The 14,504-nt window shown below is 68.0% G+C and carries 17 protein-coding genes and 2 tRNA genes; 9 read left to right on the top strand and 10 right to left on the bottom strand.

Annotated elements, in window-relative coordinates; genetic code table 11:
• Window position 1 precedes the first annotated feature (1 nt).
• Genes IEZ13_RS46705 through IEZ13_RS23540 form a run of 3 tightly spaced genes read right to left on the bottom strand, consistent with a single transcriptional unit; the run spans window position 2 to window position 2,228 of the window.
• The gene (locus tag IEZ13_RS46705) at window positions 2–622 is read right to left on the bottom strand and encodes a TOTE conflict system archaeo-eukaryotic primase domain-containing protein (protein WP_229794936.1); all 621 of its coding nucleotides are present in this window, start codon (window positions 620–622) and stop codon (window positions 2–4) included.
• Between the two features lie 47 nt (window positions 623–669).
• Window positions 670–1,809 (bottom strand): hypothetical protein, encoded by a 1,140-nt coding sequence (locus IEZ13_RS23545; RefSeq protein ID WP_183226261.1) that lies wholly within the window; start codon window positions 1,807–1,809, stop codon window positions 670–672.
• The gene (locus IEZ13_RS23540; RefSeq protein WP_229794934.1) at window positions 1,806–2,228 is read right to left on the bottom strand and encodes a calcium-binding protein; all 423 of its coding nucleotides are present in this window, start codon (window positions 2,226–2,228) and stop codon (window positions 1,806–1,808) included. The genes IEZ13_RS23545 and IEZ13_RS23540 overlap by 4 nt, the downstream gene beginning before the upstream one ends.
• A gap of 122 nt (window positions 2,229–2,350) precedes the next feature.
• On the opposite strand from IEZ13_RS23540, the gene IEZ13_RS23535 reads away from it, so the two are divergent.
• From IEZ13_RS23535 to IEZ13_RS23500, 8 genes are all read left to right on the top strand, one after another.
• Window positions 2,351–2,563 carry a type II toxin-antitoxin system HicB family antitoxin gene (locus tag IEZ13_RS23535; protein WP_183226260.1) on the top strand — a complete coding sequence of 71 codons (213 nt, stop codon included), beginning with the start codon at window positions 2,351–2,353 and terminating at the stop codon, window positions 2,561–2,563.
• Window positions 2,563–2,781, top strand: a complete 219-nt coding sequence (locus tag IEZ13_RS23530; protein WP_183226259.1) for a type II toxin-antitoxin system HicA family toxin — start codon at window positions 2,563–2,565, stop codon at window positions 2,779–2,781. The genes IEZ13_RS23535 and IEZ13_RS23530 overlap by 1 nt, the downstream gene beginning before the upstream one ends.
• Window positions 2,782–2,921: 140 nt before the next feature.
• Entirely contained in the window at window positions 2,922–3,659 is a 738-nt protein-coding gene (locus tag IEZ13_RS23525; protein WP_183226258.1) for a hypothetical protein, read from the top strand.
• A 399-nt stretch (window positions 3,660–4,058) separates the two neighbouring features.
• The gene (locus IEZ13_RS23520) at window positions 4,059–4,304 is read left to right on the top strand and encodes a FitA-like ribbon-helix-helix domain-containing protein (RefSeq protein ID WP_183226257.1); all 246 of its coding nucleotides are present in this window, start codon (window positions 4,059–4,061) and stop codon (window positions 4,302–4,304) included.
• Complete coding sequence (locus IEZ13_RS23515) at window positions 4,304–4,726, top strand: type II toxin-antitoxin system VapC family toxin (protein WP_183226290.1); 423 nt, start codon at window positions 4,304–4,306, stop codon at window positions 4,724–4,726. Before IEZ13_RS23520 ends, IEZ13_RS23515 begins: the two co-directional genes overlap by 1 nt.
• Before the next feature lie 12 nt (window positions 4,727–4,738).
• The gene (locus IEZ13_RS23510; protein ID WP_183226256.1) at window positions 4,739–6,019 is read left to right on the top strand and encodes a plasmid pRiA4b ORF-3 family protein; all 1,281 of its coding nucleotides are present in this window, start codon (window positions 4,739–4,741) and stop codon (window positions 6,017–6,019) included.
• On the top strand, window positions 6,016–6,522 hold the full coding sequence (locus IEZ13_RS23505; protein ID WP_203833933.1) for a UPF0158 family protein: 507 nt from the start codon (window positions 6,016–6,018) through the stop codon (window positions 6,520–6,522). The genes IEZ13_RS23510 and IEZ13_RS23505 overlap by 4 nt, the downstream gene beginning before the upstream one ends.
• 80 nt (window positions 6,523–6,602) lie before the next feature.
• A complete protein-coding gene (locus tag IEZ13_RS23500; RefSeq protein ID WP_183226255.1) occupies window positions 6,603–8,330 on the top strand; it encodes a plasmid pRiA4b ORF-3 family protein in 1,728 nt (575 codons plus the stop codon).
• Window positions 8,331–8,435: 105 nt separating this feature from the next.
• Here IEZ13_RS23500 and IEZ13_RS23495 read toward each other — a convergent pair.
• The 4 genes from IEZ13_RS23495 to IEZ13_RS23480 form a co-directional block, all read right to left on the bottom strand.
• Window positions 8,436–8,509, bottom strand: a tRNA-Ile gene (locus IEZ13_RS23495).
• Between the two features lie 39 nt (window positions 8,510–8,548).
• Window positions 8,549–8,731 (bottom strand): hypothetical protein, encoded by a 183-nt coding sequence (locus IEZ13_RS23490; protein ID WP_183226254.1) that lies wholly within the window; start codon window positions 8,729–8,731, stop codon window positions 8,549–8,551.
• Between the two features lie 21 nt (window positions 8,732–8,752).
• A complete protein-coding gene (locus IEZ13_RS23485; RefSeq protein WP_183226253.1) occupies window positions 8,753–10,018 on the bottom strand; it encodes an NAD(P)/FAD-dependent oxidoreductase in 1,266 nt (421 codons plus the stop codon).
• Between the two features lie 272 nt (window positions 10,019–10,290).
• A tRNA-Asn gene (locus IEZ13_RS23480) sits at window positions 10,291–10,363 on the bottom strand.
• A 237-nt stretch (window positions 10,364–10,600) separates the two neighbouring features.
• Between IEZ13_RS23480 and IEZ13_RS23475 the strand changes: the two genes are divergently transcribed.
• Entirely contained in the window at window positions 10,601–10,912 is a 312-nt protein-coding gene (locus IEZ13_RS23475; RefSeq protein ID WP_183226252.1) for a hypothetical protein, read from the top strand.
• A gap of 49 nt (window positions 10,913–10,961) precedes the next feature.
• Here IEZ13_RS23475 and IEZ13_RS23470 read toward each other — a convergent pair whose 3' ends face one another.
• The 3 genes from IEZ13_RS23470 to IEZ13_RS23460 form a co-directional block, all read right to left on the bottom strand.
• Window positions 10,962–11,936: an apurinic/apyrimidinic endonuclease family protein gene (locus IEZ13_RS23470; RefSeq protein WP_183226251.1), complete on the bottom strand. Its 975-nt coding sequence runs from the start codon at window positions 11,934–11,936 to the stop codon at window positions 10,962–10,964.
• A gap of 458 nt (window positions 11,937–12,394) precedes the next feature.
• The gene (locus tag IEZ13_RS23465; protein WP_183226250.1) at window positions 12,395–13,510 is read right to left on the bottom strand and encodes a YihY/virulence factor BrkB family protein; all 1,116 of its coding nucleotides are present in this window, start codon (window positions 13,508–13,510) and stop codon (window positions 12,395–12,397) included.
• Window positions 13,511–13,668: 158 nt separating this feature from the next.
• Entirely contained in the window at window positions 13,669–14,481 is an 813-nt protein-coding gene (locus tag IEZ13_RS23460) for an ABC transporter permease (protein WP_183226249.1), read from the bottom strand.
• Window positions 14,482–14,504 lie beyond the last annotated feature (23 nt).

The raw sequence follows: 14,504 nt of genomic DNA, 5'->3' as shown, positions 1-14,504 counted from the left end.
CTCATGCAACAGGGACCGTTCCGACCGATCGGGCCGTGGCAGCGGGAATCGGGTCGGTGAAGAAGATCCATGCGTGCGCCCCACGCCCTGACTGGGAGATCTCCAAAGCCGCCGGGACACCAGTGGCTCGGGCAGCTTTGCAGTAGGCCAGCGCGTCGAGCATCGCAGTGCTGCCGTCGAAGTCCGCGGCCAGGAAGTGGCAGCTGTTGTCGGTGAGCAGCGGATACAGGCCCATGAACACGTCACCGACGAGATGGGCGGCCACGACCTCCGGGGTGAGCGGCAGATAGGCCGCCGTGCGCCGGTCCATCCCCTTGCGCCAGCCACCCGCCACCGTGGGAGACCAGCCCGCCGTTCCGAGCCGGTCGTTCTCCCAACGCTTCGCATAAGCATCCCGCCGTCCCCGGAACAGGTTGACGTAGAACGCCAACTTCTCCCGCACCGGCGACGCCTTCGTGACCGGCCCCGGCGTGGCTATCGCGGCGAGCTGCTCCGGTGCTGGAGTGGTGTCCTGGCCCCGCAGATCCAGCAGACGCGACAGCCGATGGTTCTCCGTCCGTAACCGCTCCAGCTCACGACGCAGCCGAGCGACCTCGTCATCAGTCACCGCGTCAACGGACACCACCGGCCAATCTTCACACGCCGGTCGCCACGGACCCGGCAGCCGACTCAGTCAAGCCGGGCCCGGTCGAGACGGTCGATCAGGCTCGGCTTGCGGGCATGGCGCTCGCGCAGCCGGGTCATCTGCTCCGCGAATTCGAAGATCTCGCCCTCCCGTACCGCCAGCGCCTGAAGATCCAAAAGCAGGGTCACCGCCACGTCGTAGTCCTTCGGACGTTTAGTCGCGATCAAATCGTCCACCTGGTTCCAAGCCCGGACCGGGTTGCGTGCCAGCTTGTCCAAGCGCTGCTGGCGAGCCGCGGCGGCGGCTTCCTCACGACGCTGACGCTCAGCCGCCTCTCGCTCCCGCTTCTCCTGCTGCCGTGCAGCCCAGCGTTCCTCAGCGACAGCGAGCAAGTCCCCGGCGGTCCGCCCCGTTCCGGCAGGCGGTTCGTCCGTCGCACCGTGGAATCGCCGCAGCAACTCCGACCGCAGCAATCCGGCGTCGCCGCGCAGCAGCCGCAGCAGCATCTCGTCCTTGTCCGACACCGGCAGACCCGCCACCCAGTGGCGCAACTCGGCGGCGGAAGGCTTCTTCTCGGCCAGCGGCCGGCTCGCTGCTGCGGCCGCGTCCAGCAGATCAGGATCAAGACGAAGGAAATGGGCCAGGGCCTGCAACGGTCCGCTCAGCTTCGCCAGCCCCGCCGGAACCGGCGGCTCCGGCTCGTCATCATCCAACTCACGGTTCTGCACACACAGCAGCCAGGCCAGATACAGCAGCCGCCGGTCACCGCCAGCCAGCTCCGCCCGAGCCGGCACGATCGCCGCGAGTCGTCCTTCCTCGTCCCACCATTCCTCGTCGCCGTCTTCGTTTTCGCTACGAAGTTCGAGGATCACATGGGTACGAGTCGCCCAGCAGCCGGCCGACTCCCCCACACAGAAGGCCTCCACGGTCTCCGGGGCGAGCACCGTCTTCGGCAACCGCAGCATGATCTGCCGCGTGCCCCAGTTCGCCAGATAGAGGTGCGCGTCGAAGTACCGCTCCATCCACTTGGCCGGATCAGCCTTCAGATCGCCCCACTGATAGTCGTTGACGAAACCCGACGACGAGATCCGGCCCCGAGACGACACCGCCCGCAACTCGCCCTGCTGCTTCGCCGTCAACGCCTGGTCAAGCGCCACGAACTCGTAGTACTGGTACTCGCTCATGAGCCGGCAGCCCACCACCGGTACGCCTCGATCCACTGCGCACCGTCAGGCGCGGGATCCGGCAACGGAAGGTCCAGAATCCCGATCGCCTGCCGGAGCCTGCCACGATGGCAGATCACCACGATCCCCGACGAGCGCAGATCCACCTTCCGGACCACCACCGGCACACCGAGAACCTCGGTCTCGAACGGCACCGCCAGATTTTCCTCGATCGCGACGAAGAGGCCACTGAGCTGCTCACGCTCGTCGTAGCAGTCCACAACCACCTCGGCGACCAAGGCATCGAGCTCGGTATCACTGAGCGAAGACACCCGCGCAGGATAGTGAACCGCCTCCGGCGCTTCACCAGCAGCCGACGACAACGAACCACCGAACAGTGATTCGCATACAAGATCAACGCGGGCCGGACGTTGCACCACGCGAACCACCTGATCGTCGTCGCCGTCGACCCGTTGCCATTACGTTTGACCAGCTCACGGGGCAGAAGAACGCGGCCGGAGCGCGCTGACCACTGATCGCCGAAGCGCGCTAGGGTGGCCACATGGCCGAATCTCGCACGATAACGGTGCCGGTCGTCGTGGAGCGCGACGAGGACGGCGTGTGGTGCGCCCACGCCCAACTGCGCCCTGGCTTGGGAGCGCACGGAGAAGGCGACACCGAGGAAGCCGCACTCGAGGATCTCCGCGAGGCGCTGATCGGCCTCATTGAGGAGTTCGGCGTACCTCGTGAGCTCTCCATCACCGTCGCGGCCTGATGCCTCCGCTTCCATCCGTTTCCGGCACCCGCATCGTCCGCGCATTGGAGCGGCATGGCTTCAAAGTCGCAAGAGTGGCCGGCAGCCACCACATCATGCGACACCCGGACGGACGTGGAACCACCGTGCCAGTGCACGGCAACCACGACATCGCCAAAGGAACCCTGCGTGGCATTCTGAACGACGTCGGCATGACGATCGACCAACTCGCCCCCTGATCTCGCCCTCTCCCCCAGGACGGATGCAGCGCACTCGCGGCGCTCGGAGGCCGAGCCAGCAAGACGATCAAGAGGTCAACCGCTCCCGCATATCCAGCCGACGCGGCTCCCATTGGAACCCGACCCTTACTCTCACGGTAATGACCTTCGATGCGCTCTCGGACGTTGAACTACAACGCTTCGAAGACGTCCTCCACCGGCCCGGAAGAGCGCGCAAGACGCTGGCCGAGTGGTCTGGCCTCGTGTGGTACCAGGATAGATACGGCGAGCGATATGGATTCCCGTTCCCGGACTCATCGGCCGCCGTCCTCACTCGTGAACGTCTTCATGCGGTGATAAGAGCCAGGCTTCCCCATCTCAACTCCGAGATCGGCAACGGGCGATCGTGTGACTGCCGCTATCTGAAGCTCGCCATTGCAGCGTTCGACCGGGAGCGGCTTGCAGCAACCCAGCGGCGATACGTCACCGCCTCCACCGCTGCGATAAGCTGCGTGTTCGCAGCCGCCGCGCTGGTGTTGGCTTTCCAGTTTCTCGATGGTGCAACGTCGCTGACGTCCGACCGGGCGTTCGGATTCATCGCTGGAGTGTCGGGCGGCCTGGTGGTGGCCACCATCCAGCTCGTTTTCGCGATCACGACCGGTCTGACCGAGCGCGTCGCTCAGACCGTCGAATGGGCGGGCTTCCACCCGGACAGCGACTGGCATCTACTCGGAGCTCTCAGTCCACGGCATCGACGCAGGCTGCGTCATGCCCACCTGCGCCGCGCTGCGGAAGTCGTGCTCCGGCCATCGCTGAATCAACCGACCAGCCGACCGCCGGCTCGGCGTCTTACTACGCGTCTGAGCCGTGCATATCGGGCGTTCAGATCCGACAACTAAGACGTTGATCGTCAGGTGACGCGCTCTCATAGCACGGAGTTTCCGGGCATCACGAGGCACCGTCGTTAGACGCCAGCATGAACGCCCTCAGTCCCAACCCCACACGATCGCCGCCGGCTCGTCCATCAGCGGCTGTACAGGGCCAAGCCATAGCGAACCACAGCCCAGCCATCGGGCTGCGGTTCGCATGCAAGATCAACGTGGGCCGGACGTTGCACCATGCGAACCACACCACCACCGTCACCGGCAACCCACTATCGGGACGTTTGACCAGCTCACACCGTACTCAGGCCGGAACATGAGTGGGTTGATACGCCTAATACATCACTCGCGGCGGGCGCGACATGCCCGGCTGGCGCGCTAGCATTGCTATCAAACTCTGCTTTCAAGGGAGGATCCATGGCGGCTCTCAGCATCAGAGATCTCGACGATGCGGTGAAGGAGAAGCTACGCCTTCGCGCCGCCCGCAACGGCCGCTCCATGGAGGCCGAGATCCGCGCCATCCTGACCACCGCCGTCACCGATGACGCTCCACGAACCGATCTGTTCAGTGCTCTCGCGGAACGGTTCGCCCAACTCGGTGGCGTTGACTTCGACCTGCCGGCACGTAACACCATGCCTCGGGCTGCGAGCCTGCCAGAGTGATGATCGTCCTGGACACCAACGTGGTCTCCGAACTCATGCGTCCCGAACCCGCTCCTCAGGTGCTCGCCTGGATGCAACGCAGTTCCGGTGACGGCTTGTACACGACCGCGGTCACCATCGCCGAAATCCGATACGGCATCGCGCGCTTGCCGGAGGGCCGTCGGCGGCAATCGCTGCATCAGGCGGCCGACGAGATCTTCGCGGCCTTTCCTCGCCAGGTTCTGCCCTTCGACCTCGCTTCCGCCAGTGCCTACGCCGACATCGTCGCGAGCCGGGAGCAACAGGGCACCCCGATCAGCGGGTTCGATGCTCAGATCGCCGCGATCTGCCGCGCGCAAGCGGCATCTTTGGCCACCCGGAACACCAGAGACTTCGTCGATACCGGCATCAGCCTTCTTGACCCATGGCAGCCGGCCAACTGATCGGTGCACGAAATGGTGGAAGAAGACCTAACCGCCGCAGCAGCATCAGCACCCGCCTTGCGGCAGGTGGTCGACCTGACTCGCTGGATCGGCCCCGGCCGCAAACTGACCCAGACCGGCCAGTTGACCATGGCCGATGCACGGCACCTGGTCGGTCTTCTGGAAACCGGAGACGAGATCGACCCGGTGATCGGAACCCGGATGTTCCGCACCCGCAGTAGCGCCGACCTTCCCCGGCTGGCGTTCGTGGTGGCGTGGGCCAAGGCCGCCGGGCTTCTCCGAGTCGTACACGGCCGGTTGGTGCCGGTGAAGAAGAACCAGCGCCTGCTGGACCAGCCAGTGGATCTGTGGACCGCCATGCTCACCGCATTCGACCGACTCGGCCCGGCACTCTGCCCATCCGGCTGGTTCGCCTCGTTGCTCGGCGAAGACTTCAGCGCCGGAATCGCCGTGCTGTTCGCTGGCATCGCGGAAGGCGGTGGCACCGTGCGCCTCGGAGAGGCGCGGGAACAAGTCTGGTACGCCCTTTCCGCCCGCTACTACTTGGACGAAGCCAGCACGGAGCAACTGGAGCACATCCGTAAGGCCACCGACCGTGACCTGCGCCGCGCTGCCAGCGAGTTGGTCACGTTCGGCGTGCTGACCGAGGACGGCGAAACACTGCGCCTGTCCCCGGCCGCTGAGCACGTCCTGCGCACGAGGTTCGCTGCCGTGCAGCCTGGTGATCAGATCGCTCAGATCAAGGTCACTCTGATGGACACCGACCCGCCGGTGTGGCGACGTCTGCTCGTGCCCACGACATTGCGCTTGGACCGGCTCGACCGGATCATCCAGGCTGCGATGGGCTGGACCAACTCACACCTGCACATGTTCATCCACCCCACCGGCCACTACGGCACGCCCGACCTCGATTTTCCGATGCACGACGAACGCAAGGCCACGTTCCGCGACCTGGCTGCCCGCGAGGGAGACACGTTCGGGTACGAGTACGACTTCGGCGACAGATGGACGCACGAGGTACTGCTGGAGAAGCTGGTACCCGCCGAGCCGACCGGGCGATACCCGGCCTGCACCGACGGCGCTCGCGCCTGCCCGCCGGAAGACTGCGGCGGCACCACCGGCTATCAGGAACTGCTCGACGCGCTCGCCGACCCCCACCATCCTGATCACCACGAGCTACGACGATGGCTGGACCTGGAGCAGGACGCCGACTTCGATCCCATACGTTTCGGCCCCGCCGACGCCAACCGCCGTATCGCCACCGTGATGATCGCTGGAAGGCCGGGCGGGTGACCGGCGTAGGGGCACGGAACGGAGGAGTAATACTGGAGATCGAGCGATTCGACCTCGACGAGATCGCGTTCGCATTGTCGGACCAGAACCTCTACGAGGAGCATCGGCATCTGATCGACCCGGGCACCGGAAAGATCGTCCTGTGGACCCGGGAAGGTGGGATCGACGGCACGAACCCCGTCGACCTCGACGATTTGGATCTTCCCGTGATCAGGCCCCTGCCGTCGTACGTCTGGTACCAGGACATGGCGGATTTCATCGACCTCGTCAGCGACGATCGAGCATCTCGTCGTCTTGTCCGCGCGATCACCGGTCGCGGCGCGTTCCGGCGGTTCAAAATCGAGCTCAATGAGGAATACCCACACCTCTTGCAGCCCTGGTACGACTTCCGTGACACCCGGGCCGCCCGCAGGGCCGTCGAATGGCTACTCGACGAATCGCTGATCGGCAGTGCCGCCGCAGACCGCTTCTTCGCCGAGCATCCCGATCCACCGGTGCCCTGACTTCATCGGTACTCCGGCTCACGTCCATCGTTCGGATCCCCGAATTCGGTGGGGTGCCGCGATGCGGATAGCGTTCACGGATGGATTCGCAGCCATTCCCGGTAGATGCTCCTGTCGATGTCGCCGGCGCGGCACGCCTGGCCAGCGGCTGCCTGATGGCCGAGCAGGCCAGCGCACTGGCCAGATGGGTGGGCCGTCCAGGCCGGACGGTGACGGCCGGCCGGGTGGTACGTCGTGCTGACGTCGCTGCCGCCGGGACCGCGGTGGGAGTTCCGGTGCCGGACAGGGTGCGCACCGCAGCGGACGTACCGGCCCTGCACCGGCCATGGAGTTTCGCCCTCGGCTCAGGCTTGTTGAAGATCAGCGGCTCGGTCGCCACGGCCGGGCCGGCTTGGGAACAGCGGTCGCCATCGACGGACATCGAAACCCTCGACGCATGGTGGGCCGGGTTCCACGCGGTGTGCACGGCCGAGTCCGACACCCGGCGCGAAGGAAGCGTGCTCATCTTGGCGCTCGCGTTCCTGGAGGCGGTGACCATGCCGGACGGCACGGACCCGGACAGCCTCTGGAACCGGGTGGTCGCCCTCGTCGAACGGCGCGAGGATGACGAGGACCCGCTGGGATGGGGGTACGTCCGTTCGCTCACCCAGTATGCGGATCACGAGACCCGCGATCCGTTCGCCGGCCTGGTGGACCTGCTCCGGCGGCTCGGCGCGGTGACCGGCCACGACAGCGCGACTGTCGCGGTGACCGCGCTGGGCCGGTGGTCCCTGACCCAGGCTCAGGCCGACCGTCCGCGTACCGTCACTCTCGACATGCCGGCCGATGCAGTGGTCGAGGTGCTGGCCAACCATGTACACCGCGGCACGGACCCGTGGCCGGCGGCCCGGCGATGGCTCGAGTACCGGCGCCCGACCGACGCGGCCCGGGAACTGCTGATTGCAGCCGCGGATCTGTCGGCGGCGGCCCGGATCGGGGCCGGCGACGTGGCCGACAGCCTGGGCGACCAGGCACTGGCCGCGTGGCAGGCGGTGGAGCACCTACCGAACCTCGGCGCGCATGCCCGGGCGTCGGTGACCGCCATTGCGGACGACGAGCCGCGCATCGCGCCCGCCGATGCCCGGTGGCTGGCGGTCGAGTTCGCCACGACCGCACTGGACGGATCCGGCCCGGACGAGGCGCTGACCGTACTGTTCGACCGCCTCCCCGGAGAAGGCCTGGAAGCCCGCATGAACGTGGCGTCGGGCGTCGATCACCCGGACGCCGCCCGCGTCACCGCCGCGGTACAGCAGTTCCTGGACTCGGGCGCCATCCCGTCGATCGACCAGGTTTACCAGCTCAAGGTGGGACTGATGCGCTGGCGGCCACCGATCTGGCGGCGGATCCTGGTGCCCTCCACCATCACGCTCGACGACCTGCATGCCGTTATCCAGATCCTGTTCGGCTGGGACGGCGACCACCTGCACCAGTTCGAGATCAGCGGTAAACGCTACAGCGACCCGTTCTTCGACCTGGGCGGAGACGAACAAGACGAATCCGGCGTACGGCTACGGGACGTGTTCGCCGGGGCGGCCACGAAGATCCGCTACGAGTACGACTTCGGCGCGAGCTGGTGGCACGAGATCACCCTGGAACGGACCACGCAACGCGACCACGGCATCACGTACCCGCTGTGCACCGGCTTCTCCGGCGACTCCCCCATCGAATACTGGTCCGAGGACGATCCGCAAGAACCCGAGCCGTTCGACCTCACCGAAACCAACCGGCACCTCGCCAGCCTCAACAGCACCGGCGACGAAGACCGGTGACGGCGTAGGACAGGAGCGGAGGGCCGATCCGTAACCGGGGACCGCCCTCCGCATGGTTCGCACAGTTCACCTGGTCCTCTACGAACGTCCTGCTTATCGGAGGGGTGGGCCGGGCGGGACTCGAACCCGCGACCGAGGGATTATGAGTCCCCTGCTCTAACCCACTGAGCTACCGGCCCGTACCGGCGGCGATCCTATCCCGTGCCCCGCTCCCAAGCCTAGCGATCTATCACCGCACCAGGGATTTTCGGCAGGAGGATGGTCTGCAGCCGGGGATCGGACATCATGAACGGGGGCTGGAGATCCTCGATTCTCGGCACCTCCTCCTCGCAGCGGCTGGGGCTTTCGGGTCCGTCCTGGGTGATGAACTCAGCGTAATTCTCTGGACTGATGTCGCTCATTGAAACCCCCTTTATCGGGCATTACACCCCGACCCGGGCGCCGAATGACGCCAGGACTGCTCCGGCGGCGCGCCAGCCTCCGGCCAGCGCGCCCTGGATGGAGGGGCTGTCGCGGTGGTCGCCGGCCACGAAGAGGCCGTCGCCGAGGTTGACCGGTTTGCGTAGCCGGGCCTGGGGCGGGCGGGCCGCGGGCAGGGCCTGCGGCACGGTGACCACGTTGAGCAGTTCCCAGTCGTCGGTCGGCGTTCCGTACATTCGGGACAGTTCGACCCGGATGACGGCCTCGGACGCGCTGGAGGGCGCCGAGACGCCGACGACGGTGGCCGCGATGAGACTCTTGCCACCGGGGGCGTATTCGGGTGCGGCGTTGCTCATCACGACGGTGTTGGCGATGATCTCCCGCCGATCGCCGTCGAGCAGGAGGATGGGCTCGTCGATGGGGGCATGGCCGGCCCCGAAGTAGAACGTGGTGAGGCTCTGCACGTCCGGCACGGGCAGCCGCCTGGGCAGCAGGGCGGCGGCGCTGACCGGGTCGGTGGCGACGATCACGGCGCGGCAGCGGATCTCGCCACCCTCGGTGACGACCATGCCGGGGCCGACGGAGAGGGTCCGCGCGCCGATCAGCAACTGCGGGAAGGGCAGCGGTCCGGCGATCGCGGCGGGCAGCGCGGCCATCCCGGCGGCCGGGACGCCGATCCGGCCGCGGGCGAAGGAGCGCAGCACCATGGCGGCCACGTGGCTGGACGTCTCGAGGGAGCGGTCGGCGAACACCCCGGAGAGGAACGGCCGCAGCACCTCCTCGATGATCCGGTGGGAGAGGCCGGCGCCGCGCAGCATCGCCTGTGTGGTGGTCTCCGGCATCTCCAGGAGCCGGGCGGCCGGCAGGGTGGCGCAGCGGGTGACGAGCGCGGCGAACCTGAGCCGGTCGGTGAGGGTGCCGATTCCGGAGAGCAGGGTCTGTGGGGTGGCGAGCGGTTCGCGCAGCGGGTTCTCCAGCCGGTGCAGGCTGTGCCCGCGGCGCACCAGCACTCCGGAGGTGAACCAGCGCATGTCCAGCGCGTCCACGTCGGCGAGCGCGGGCAGCCGCGGATAGGCGGTGTTGAGCACCTGGAATCCGCGGTCCATCCGCCAGCCGTCGACGACGTCGGTGGCGACCCGGCCGCCCAGCCGGTCGGAGGCCTCCATCAGCAGCCATTCGACGCCGGCCCGATCGAGCCGGCGAGCGGCGGACAGCCCGGCGAGCCCGCCGCCGATGATGACGACGTCCACCTCTACCGGCCCCGACATGTCCACCTCACACGCTGCAATCAATGCGGAACCCAGCGTAACCGCGCATGCTAGCCCGAGCAGGCGAAAGCCCTTCAACCCCAAACCACGCAGACGTACGGGCATCGCGCGGCCCGATTCGCCAAGGATCGCCGCCACGCGCTCGGTGACCTCGGTCGGGCCGCTCGGGATCGGGGCCGTCGGCCGCACTGATCAGAGGCGGACATCGCCGCGGTGGGGCCGGAAAACAATAATGCTCCGGACCACTGTGGTCCGGAGCATCGTCGTTACTGCTCCCCGAATAGGACTCGAACCTATAACCTGCCGGTTAACAGCCGGCTGCTCTGCCAATTGAGCTATCGGGGATTGCTCTGTCCTGCCTGTCGCCCGGTCTCCCTGGCGACGCTGAACAGACTACATGACCACCGCGGCGCCTCACCAACGGGATACCCCCGTGGGCGTGGCGCCCTTTCGGCATGCCGAAAGGGCGCCGCTGCGAGGTATCGCCCGGGCAGGATGAGGACGCGGGGAGTATCACCGCGCCAGGATGGGTATGCACCCCCGCAGACGCATGCGCGTCGAACAACGGAAGGAGCCGCCACCATGCGCGGAAAGCTGATGTTCCTCACCGGTCTCGCGGCGGGCTTCGTCCTGGGCAGCCGTGCCGGCCGGGAGAAGTACGAAGAGATCCGGGCCAGTGCTCAGAAGGTGTGGCAGCACCCGACGGTTCAGGAGGCCGCGGGCGTCGCCCAGGCGCAGGCCAACAAGCTCTACACCGAGGGCAAGGAGAAGCTCCAGTCGTCGAAGCTCGGCGAGAAGCTGAACACCGGCACCACCGGCTCGAACCCGACGGATGAGCTGCTCGCGCCCAGTGACAGCCTCTCCGCCTCGAAGGGCACCGGCACCACATACTGACCGCCGGACAGTCGAAGGGCCGCCTCGTCCGGGGCGGCCCTTCGGCTGTTCAGGGGGCGGTGCAGGGCTGCTGCTCGGGCACCAGGCCGAGGGCGGTGAGTTCGGCCAGCACGTACGCCAGGCCTGCGGCGCGGTGCTCGTCCCCGCCGGGGGTGTCGACCACCACGTACTCGGTGCGGGCGGTGTCGGCGGCGAGCAGGTGGCGCAGCATCGGTTGCCAGGCGGCGCCCGGCTCGGTGATCAGGGCGGTGATGACGGAGAGGCCGGCGTCGGTCATCCGGTCGATGCCGGCCTCCGGGGCGGGCCAGTCGCGCAGCGCCGTGCTCAGGTCGAGGCAGACGCCGAGCCGGTCCTTGTCGACCCGGGTGAGTGCCGTGACGATCTGCTCGGGGGTGTCCAGCACCAGGCCGGGGCCGGGCTGGAAGCCGGCGCGGACGGCGCGGCCCACCCGCCAGGCCAGGTCGGCCAGTCCGCCGGAGAGGCGCATCAGGTGCCGTGCGCCGGCCCGCTGCCGGGCCTCGTCCCAGTCGTCGGCACGGCCCAGCCCGTACGTGCAGACGGCGCCACGGACCTCCTCGGCCGGGAGCAGATCGACCAGGATTCGGGCCAGGTCGAGGGTGTGCCGCAGGCGGGCCGGCTCGCTCCAGTCAGCCTCGGGCCCGAATGCGCCGGCCTCCGTGCCGGCCGCGTCGCCGCCCCCGGGCTCGGATGCGCCGGTCTCTGGGCCGACCGCGCCGCCGCCGGCGGCGGGCCCGGATGCGCCGCTCAGCGTGACCACCTCGAGCCCGCGGGCGTCGAGGTCGGCTCGCAGCCTGGTCCGGGCGCGAAGGTCCTCGGCGAGGGCGGCGGCGAGACGGTACGGCAGCCGGAGCGCGACGGTGAGCGGCCCGGTGCCGAAGCGACCGCGGAGCGCGCTGGTGGCCGCGTCGAGCCGGCCGACGACGGACGCCGGATCCTCCGCGTGGTCTAGGCTGATGCCGCAGCTGAGATGCACGATCCGGCCGGAGGGATGTCGCAGCCGCATCAATTTCCTCCCCGGACGAGGTCACCCGTGCAGGTGCACGTGCATTCGCACGCGCTGACGGTTCCAGTATGGACCATGTCCATGCCTGGACCCGATCGCCCGATCTGACGGTGCCGGGGTCTCATCGCCGCCTCCATCCGTGGAACACCTGCCCTCGGATACGAGCCTGCGCCGTGAGACGGATCACCGGCGCACCCGCCGTGCGACGCGGCCACCAGCCACAACATGATCGAAAGCGGCCGCGCCCATCGATTCATGCAGATCTTTAAGGCTGGGGTGACCAGCGAGTAGCCGCCCACGGACCGTCACGGAGAGGCATTGTCGGTCAGTCGGCTTGTTCAGATCCTGATCAAACGGACATGCAATCATCGCCTGCCCGTGCGTCCGTCGCGTGCCGAGACACGACGGTGCGGATGCACGAGGCGACTGCTCGCGCATCCGCACCACGGACGGGTGAATCAGCGCTGGCTCAGGCCTTGCTCGCTGCCCTTCTTGAGCTTGCGGGTGTCCCGCAGTTCCAGGAACGGCTCGTCGTCGGCCGGGTGCCCGGCCGCGATGGCCCGGCCCCGTTCCAGCTCCGCGTCGAGCTCGGCGCCGAGCAGGATCGCCATGTTCGAGATCCACAGCCAGACCAGGAAGGCGATGACACCGCCGAGCGTGCCGTACGTCGCGTTGTAGTTGGCGAAGTTGGCCAGGTAGATCGCGAACGCGGCGGAGGCGGCGAGCCACAGCACCACGGCGAAGACGCCGCCCGGGCTGATCCAGCGGAAGCCGCCGGTCTTCGCGTTCGGCGAGGCCCAGTAGAGGACCGCGAACATCAGGCTGACCAGCATCACGAGGACCGGCCACTTGACGACGTTCCAGGTGGTGACGGCCACCCCGCCCATCCCGAGCATCTCGCCGACCACCCGGGACAACTCACCCGTGAAGATCACGATGGCGGCCGAGGCGACCAGCATGACGCCGACGAGCGCGGTGACGCCGACCCGGATCGGCAGCGTCTTCCAGATCGGCCGGCCCTCCGGCACGTCGTAGATCGCGTTCGACGCGCGCATGAAGGCAGCGATGTAACCCGACGCCGCCCAGAACGCCACCACGACACCGATGATCGCGGCCAGCCCGGCCTTGCCGGTGCCCTGCACCTGGTTGAGCACCACGTCGACGGACTCCTGCGCCTGCTGGTTGGCGGCGATGTCAGCGACCGCGTCCCGGACCATCTGCTGTCCGTCGTTGCCGAGCATGCCGAGCAGCGACACGATCACCAGCAGGCCCGGGAAGATCGACAGGACGCCGTAGTAGGTCAGCGCGGCCGCCCAGTCCGAGATGTTGTCCTCGGAGAACTGCTTGAAGGTCCGTTTGAGAGCGGCGACGATGCCTTTGCCCCGCAACTGGATCGGGCTGTCCGGGCCGGCGTCCGGCCCCGGGGCGGACAGATCCCGGTCGCGGTCCTCGGCCGTCCGGGCGGTCGCCGCGGCGGCCACATCGAAATCTGCGGTGCCCTGCCGGCGCGCCTCGGACGCCGCCCGGTCCTCCGTGGTGGCGGCCTGCTCGTCGGCCTTGTGGAACAGGTTCATGGCGGGGTTCCCTCCGGACATCAGCGATGGCTCCCGGCCGGTCCGTCCGCCGTGTCCCCGTCACGGCGAGCGCGGACGGCCTGCGCATCTGTTGCCCGCCGGAGGGTTCCGCTAACCGTCCGTGGCGGGGCGCGACCCGAAAGGGCCGCGCCACCGGGTCACCGGCAGAGCAGCCGCTCCATCCGGCGGCCCGCGATGAGCAGGCCGGCGCCCGTCATCGCCAGGAGGTACAGCACGTCCAGCACCTGGACCGGGCCCAGCGTGCCGATGCTGATGCCGCGGACCAGGTCGACCGCGCGGTACAGCGGGGTGACCTCGACCAGCCACCGCAGCACCGGAGGGTAGGTGGTGGCCGGGACGAACGTGCCGGAGAACAGGAACAGGGCGAACTGCCCGGCGCCGATCATGTCGAAGTCCTGCCAGCCGCGGATCAGCGTGGAGATGGTCATGCCGAGCGCCCCGAAGGCGAAGCCGACCAGGACCGCGGCCGGGAAGGCGAGCAACGCCCGCGCCGGAGTGGTCAGATCCATCAGCACCATGATCACCAGGAAGGCCGCGGAGTACACACTGCCGCGCAGCATGGCCCAGGACAGCTCGCCGAGCGCGATCTCGATGGGCCGCACGGGCGTGGCGAGCATGCCCTCGTACAGCCGCATGAACTTCATCTTCCCGAAGAAGTTGAAGGTCGTCTCGGACAGCGCCCCGCTCATCGCCGACGACGCCAGCATGGCCGGGGCCACGAACTCCGGGTAACCCACCGTGTGGCCGCCGGGCAGGGTGATCTCACCGACCAGCGCGCCCACCCCGACACCGATGGAGAACAGGTAGAGCACCGGCTCCAGCAGGCCACCGAGCATGACCAGCCAATACGCCGTCCTCAGCGCGGCGATGTTGCGCTGGGCGACCGAGGCCGACCGGCGCGCGGCCCCCTCGAAGCCCACCAGCCGGCGGGGTAGCACCAGGGTCAGCACGACGGCACGCACCTCTCGGACGT

Source organism: Actinoplanes campanulatus (assembly GCF_014647795.1).
Classification (GTDB): Bacteria; Actinomycetota; Actinomycetes; order Mycobacteriales; family Micromonosporaceae; genus Actinoplanes; species Actinoplanes campanulatus.
Note: the sequence above shows the minus strand (reverse complement) of the source record. Positions and strands in the feature narration are given on the sequence as shown.

What these genes read in the sequence shown, in the direction of transcription:
- IEZ13_RS23500 (WP_183226255.1), top strand. Translation starts at nt 6,603, where the DNA reads ATGGATTCGCAGCCATTCCCGGTAGATGCTCCTGTCGATGTCGCCGGC.
- IEZ13_RS23490 (WP_183226254.1), bottom strand. Translation starts at nt 8,731, where the DNA reads ATGAGCGACATCAGTCCAGAGAATTACGCTGAGTTCATCACCCAGGAC.
- IEZ13_RS23525 (WP_183226258.1), top strand. Translation starts at nt 2,922, where the DNA reads ATGACCTTCGATGCGCTCTCGGACGTTGAACTACAACGCTTCGAAGAC.
- IEZ13_RS23485 (WP_183226253.1), bottom strand. Translation starts at nt 10,018, where the DNA reads ATGTCGGGGCCGGTAGAGGTGGACGTCGTCATCATCGGCGGCGGGCTC.
- IEZ13_RS23470 (WP_183226251.1), bottom strand. Translation starts at nt 11,936, where the DNA reads ATGCGGCTGCGACATCCCTCCGGCCGGATCGTGCATCTCAGCTGCGGC.
- IEZ13_RS23510 (WP_183226256.1), top strand. Translation starts at nt 4,739, where the DNA reads ATGGTGGAAGAAGACCTAACCGCCGCAGCAGCATCAGCACCCGCCTTG.
- IEZ13_RS23475 (WP_183226252.1), top strand. Translation starts at nt 10,601, where the DNA reads ATGCGCGGAAAGCTGATGTTCCTCACCGGTCTCGCGGCGGGCTTCGTC.
- IEZ13_RS23520 (WP_183226257.1), top strand. Translation starts at nt 4,059, where the DNA reads ATGGCGGCTCTCAGCATCAGAGATCTCGACGATGCGGTGAAGGAGAAG.
- IEZ13_RS23535 (WP_183226260.1), top strand. Translation starts at nt 2,351, where the DNA reads ATGGCCGAATCTCGCACGATAACGGTGCCGGTCGTCGTGGAGCGCGAC.
- IEZ13_RS23515 (WP_183226290.1), top strand. Translation starts at nt 4,304, where the DNA reads ATGATCGTCCTGGACACCAACGTGGTCTCCGAACTCATGCGTCCCGAA.
- IEZ13_RS23530 (WP_183226259.1), top strand. Translation starts at nt 2,563, where the DNA reads ATGCCTCCGCTTCCATCCGTTTCCGGCACCCGCATCGTCCGCGCATTG.
- IEZ13_RS23465 (WP_183226250.1), bottom strand. Translation starts at nt 13,510, where the DNA reads ATGAACCTGTTCCACAAGGCCGACGAGCAGGCCGCCACCACGGAGGAC.
- IEZ13_RS23545 (WP_183226261.1), bottom strand. Translation starts at nt 1,809, where the DNA reads ATGAGCGAGTACCAGTACTACGAGTTCGTGGCGCTTGACCAGGCGTTG.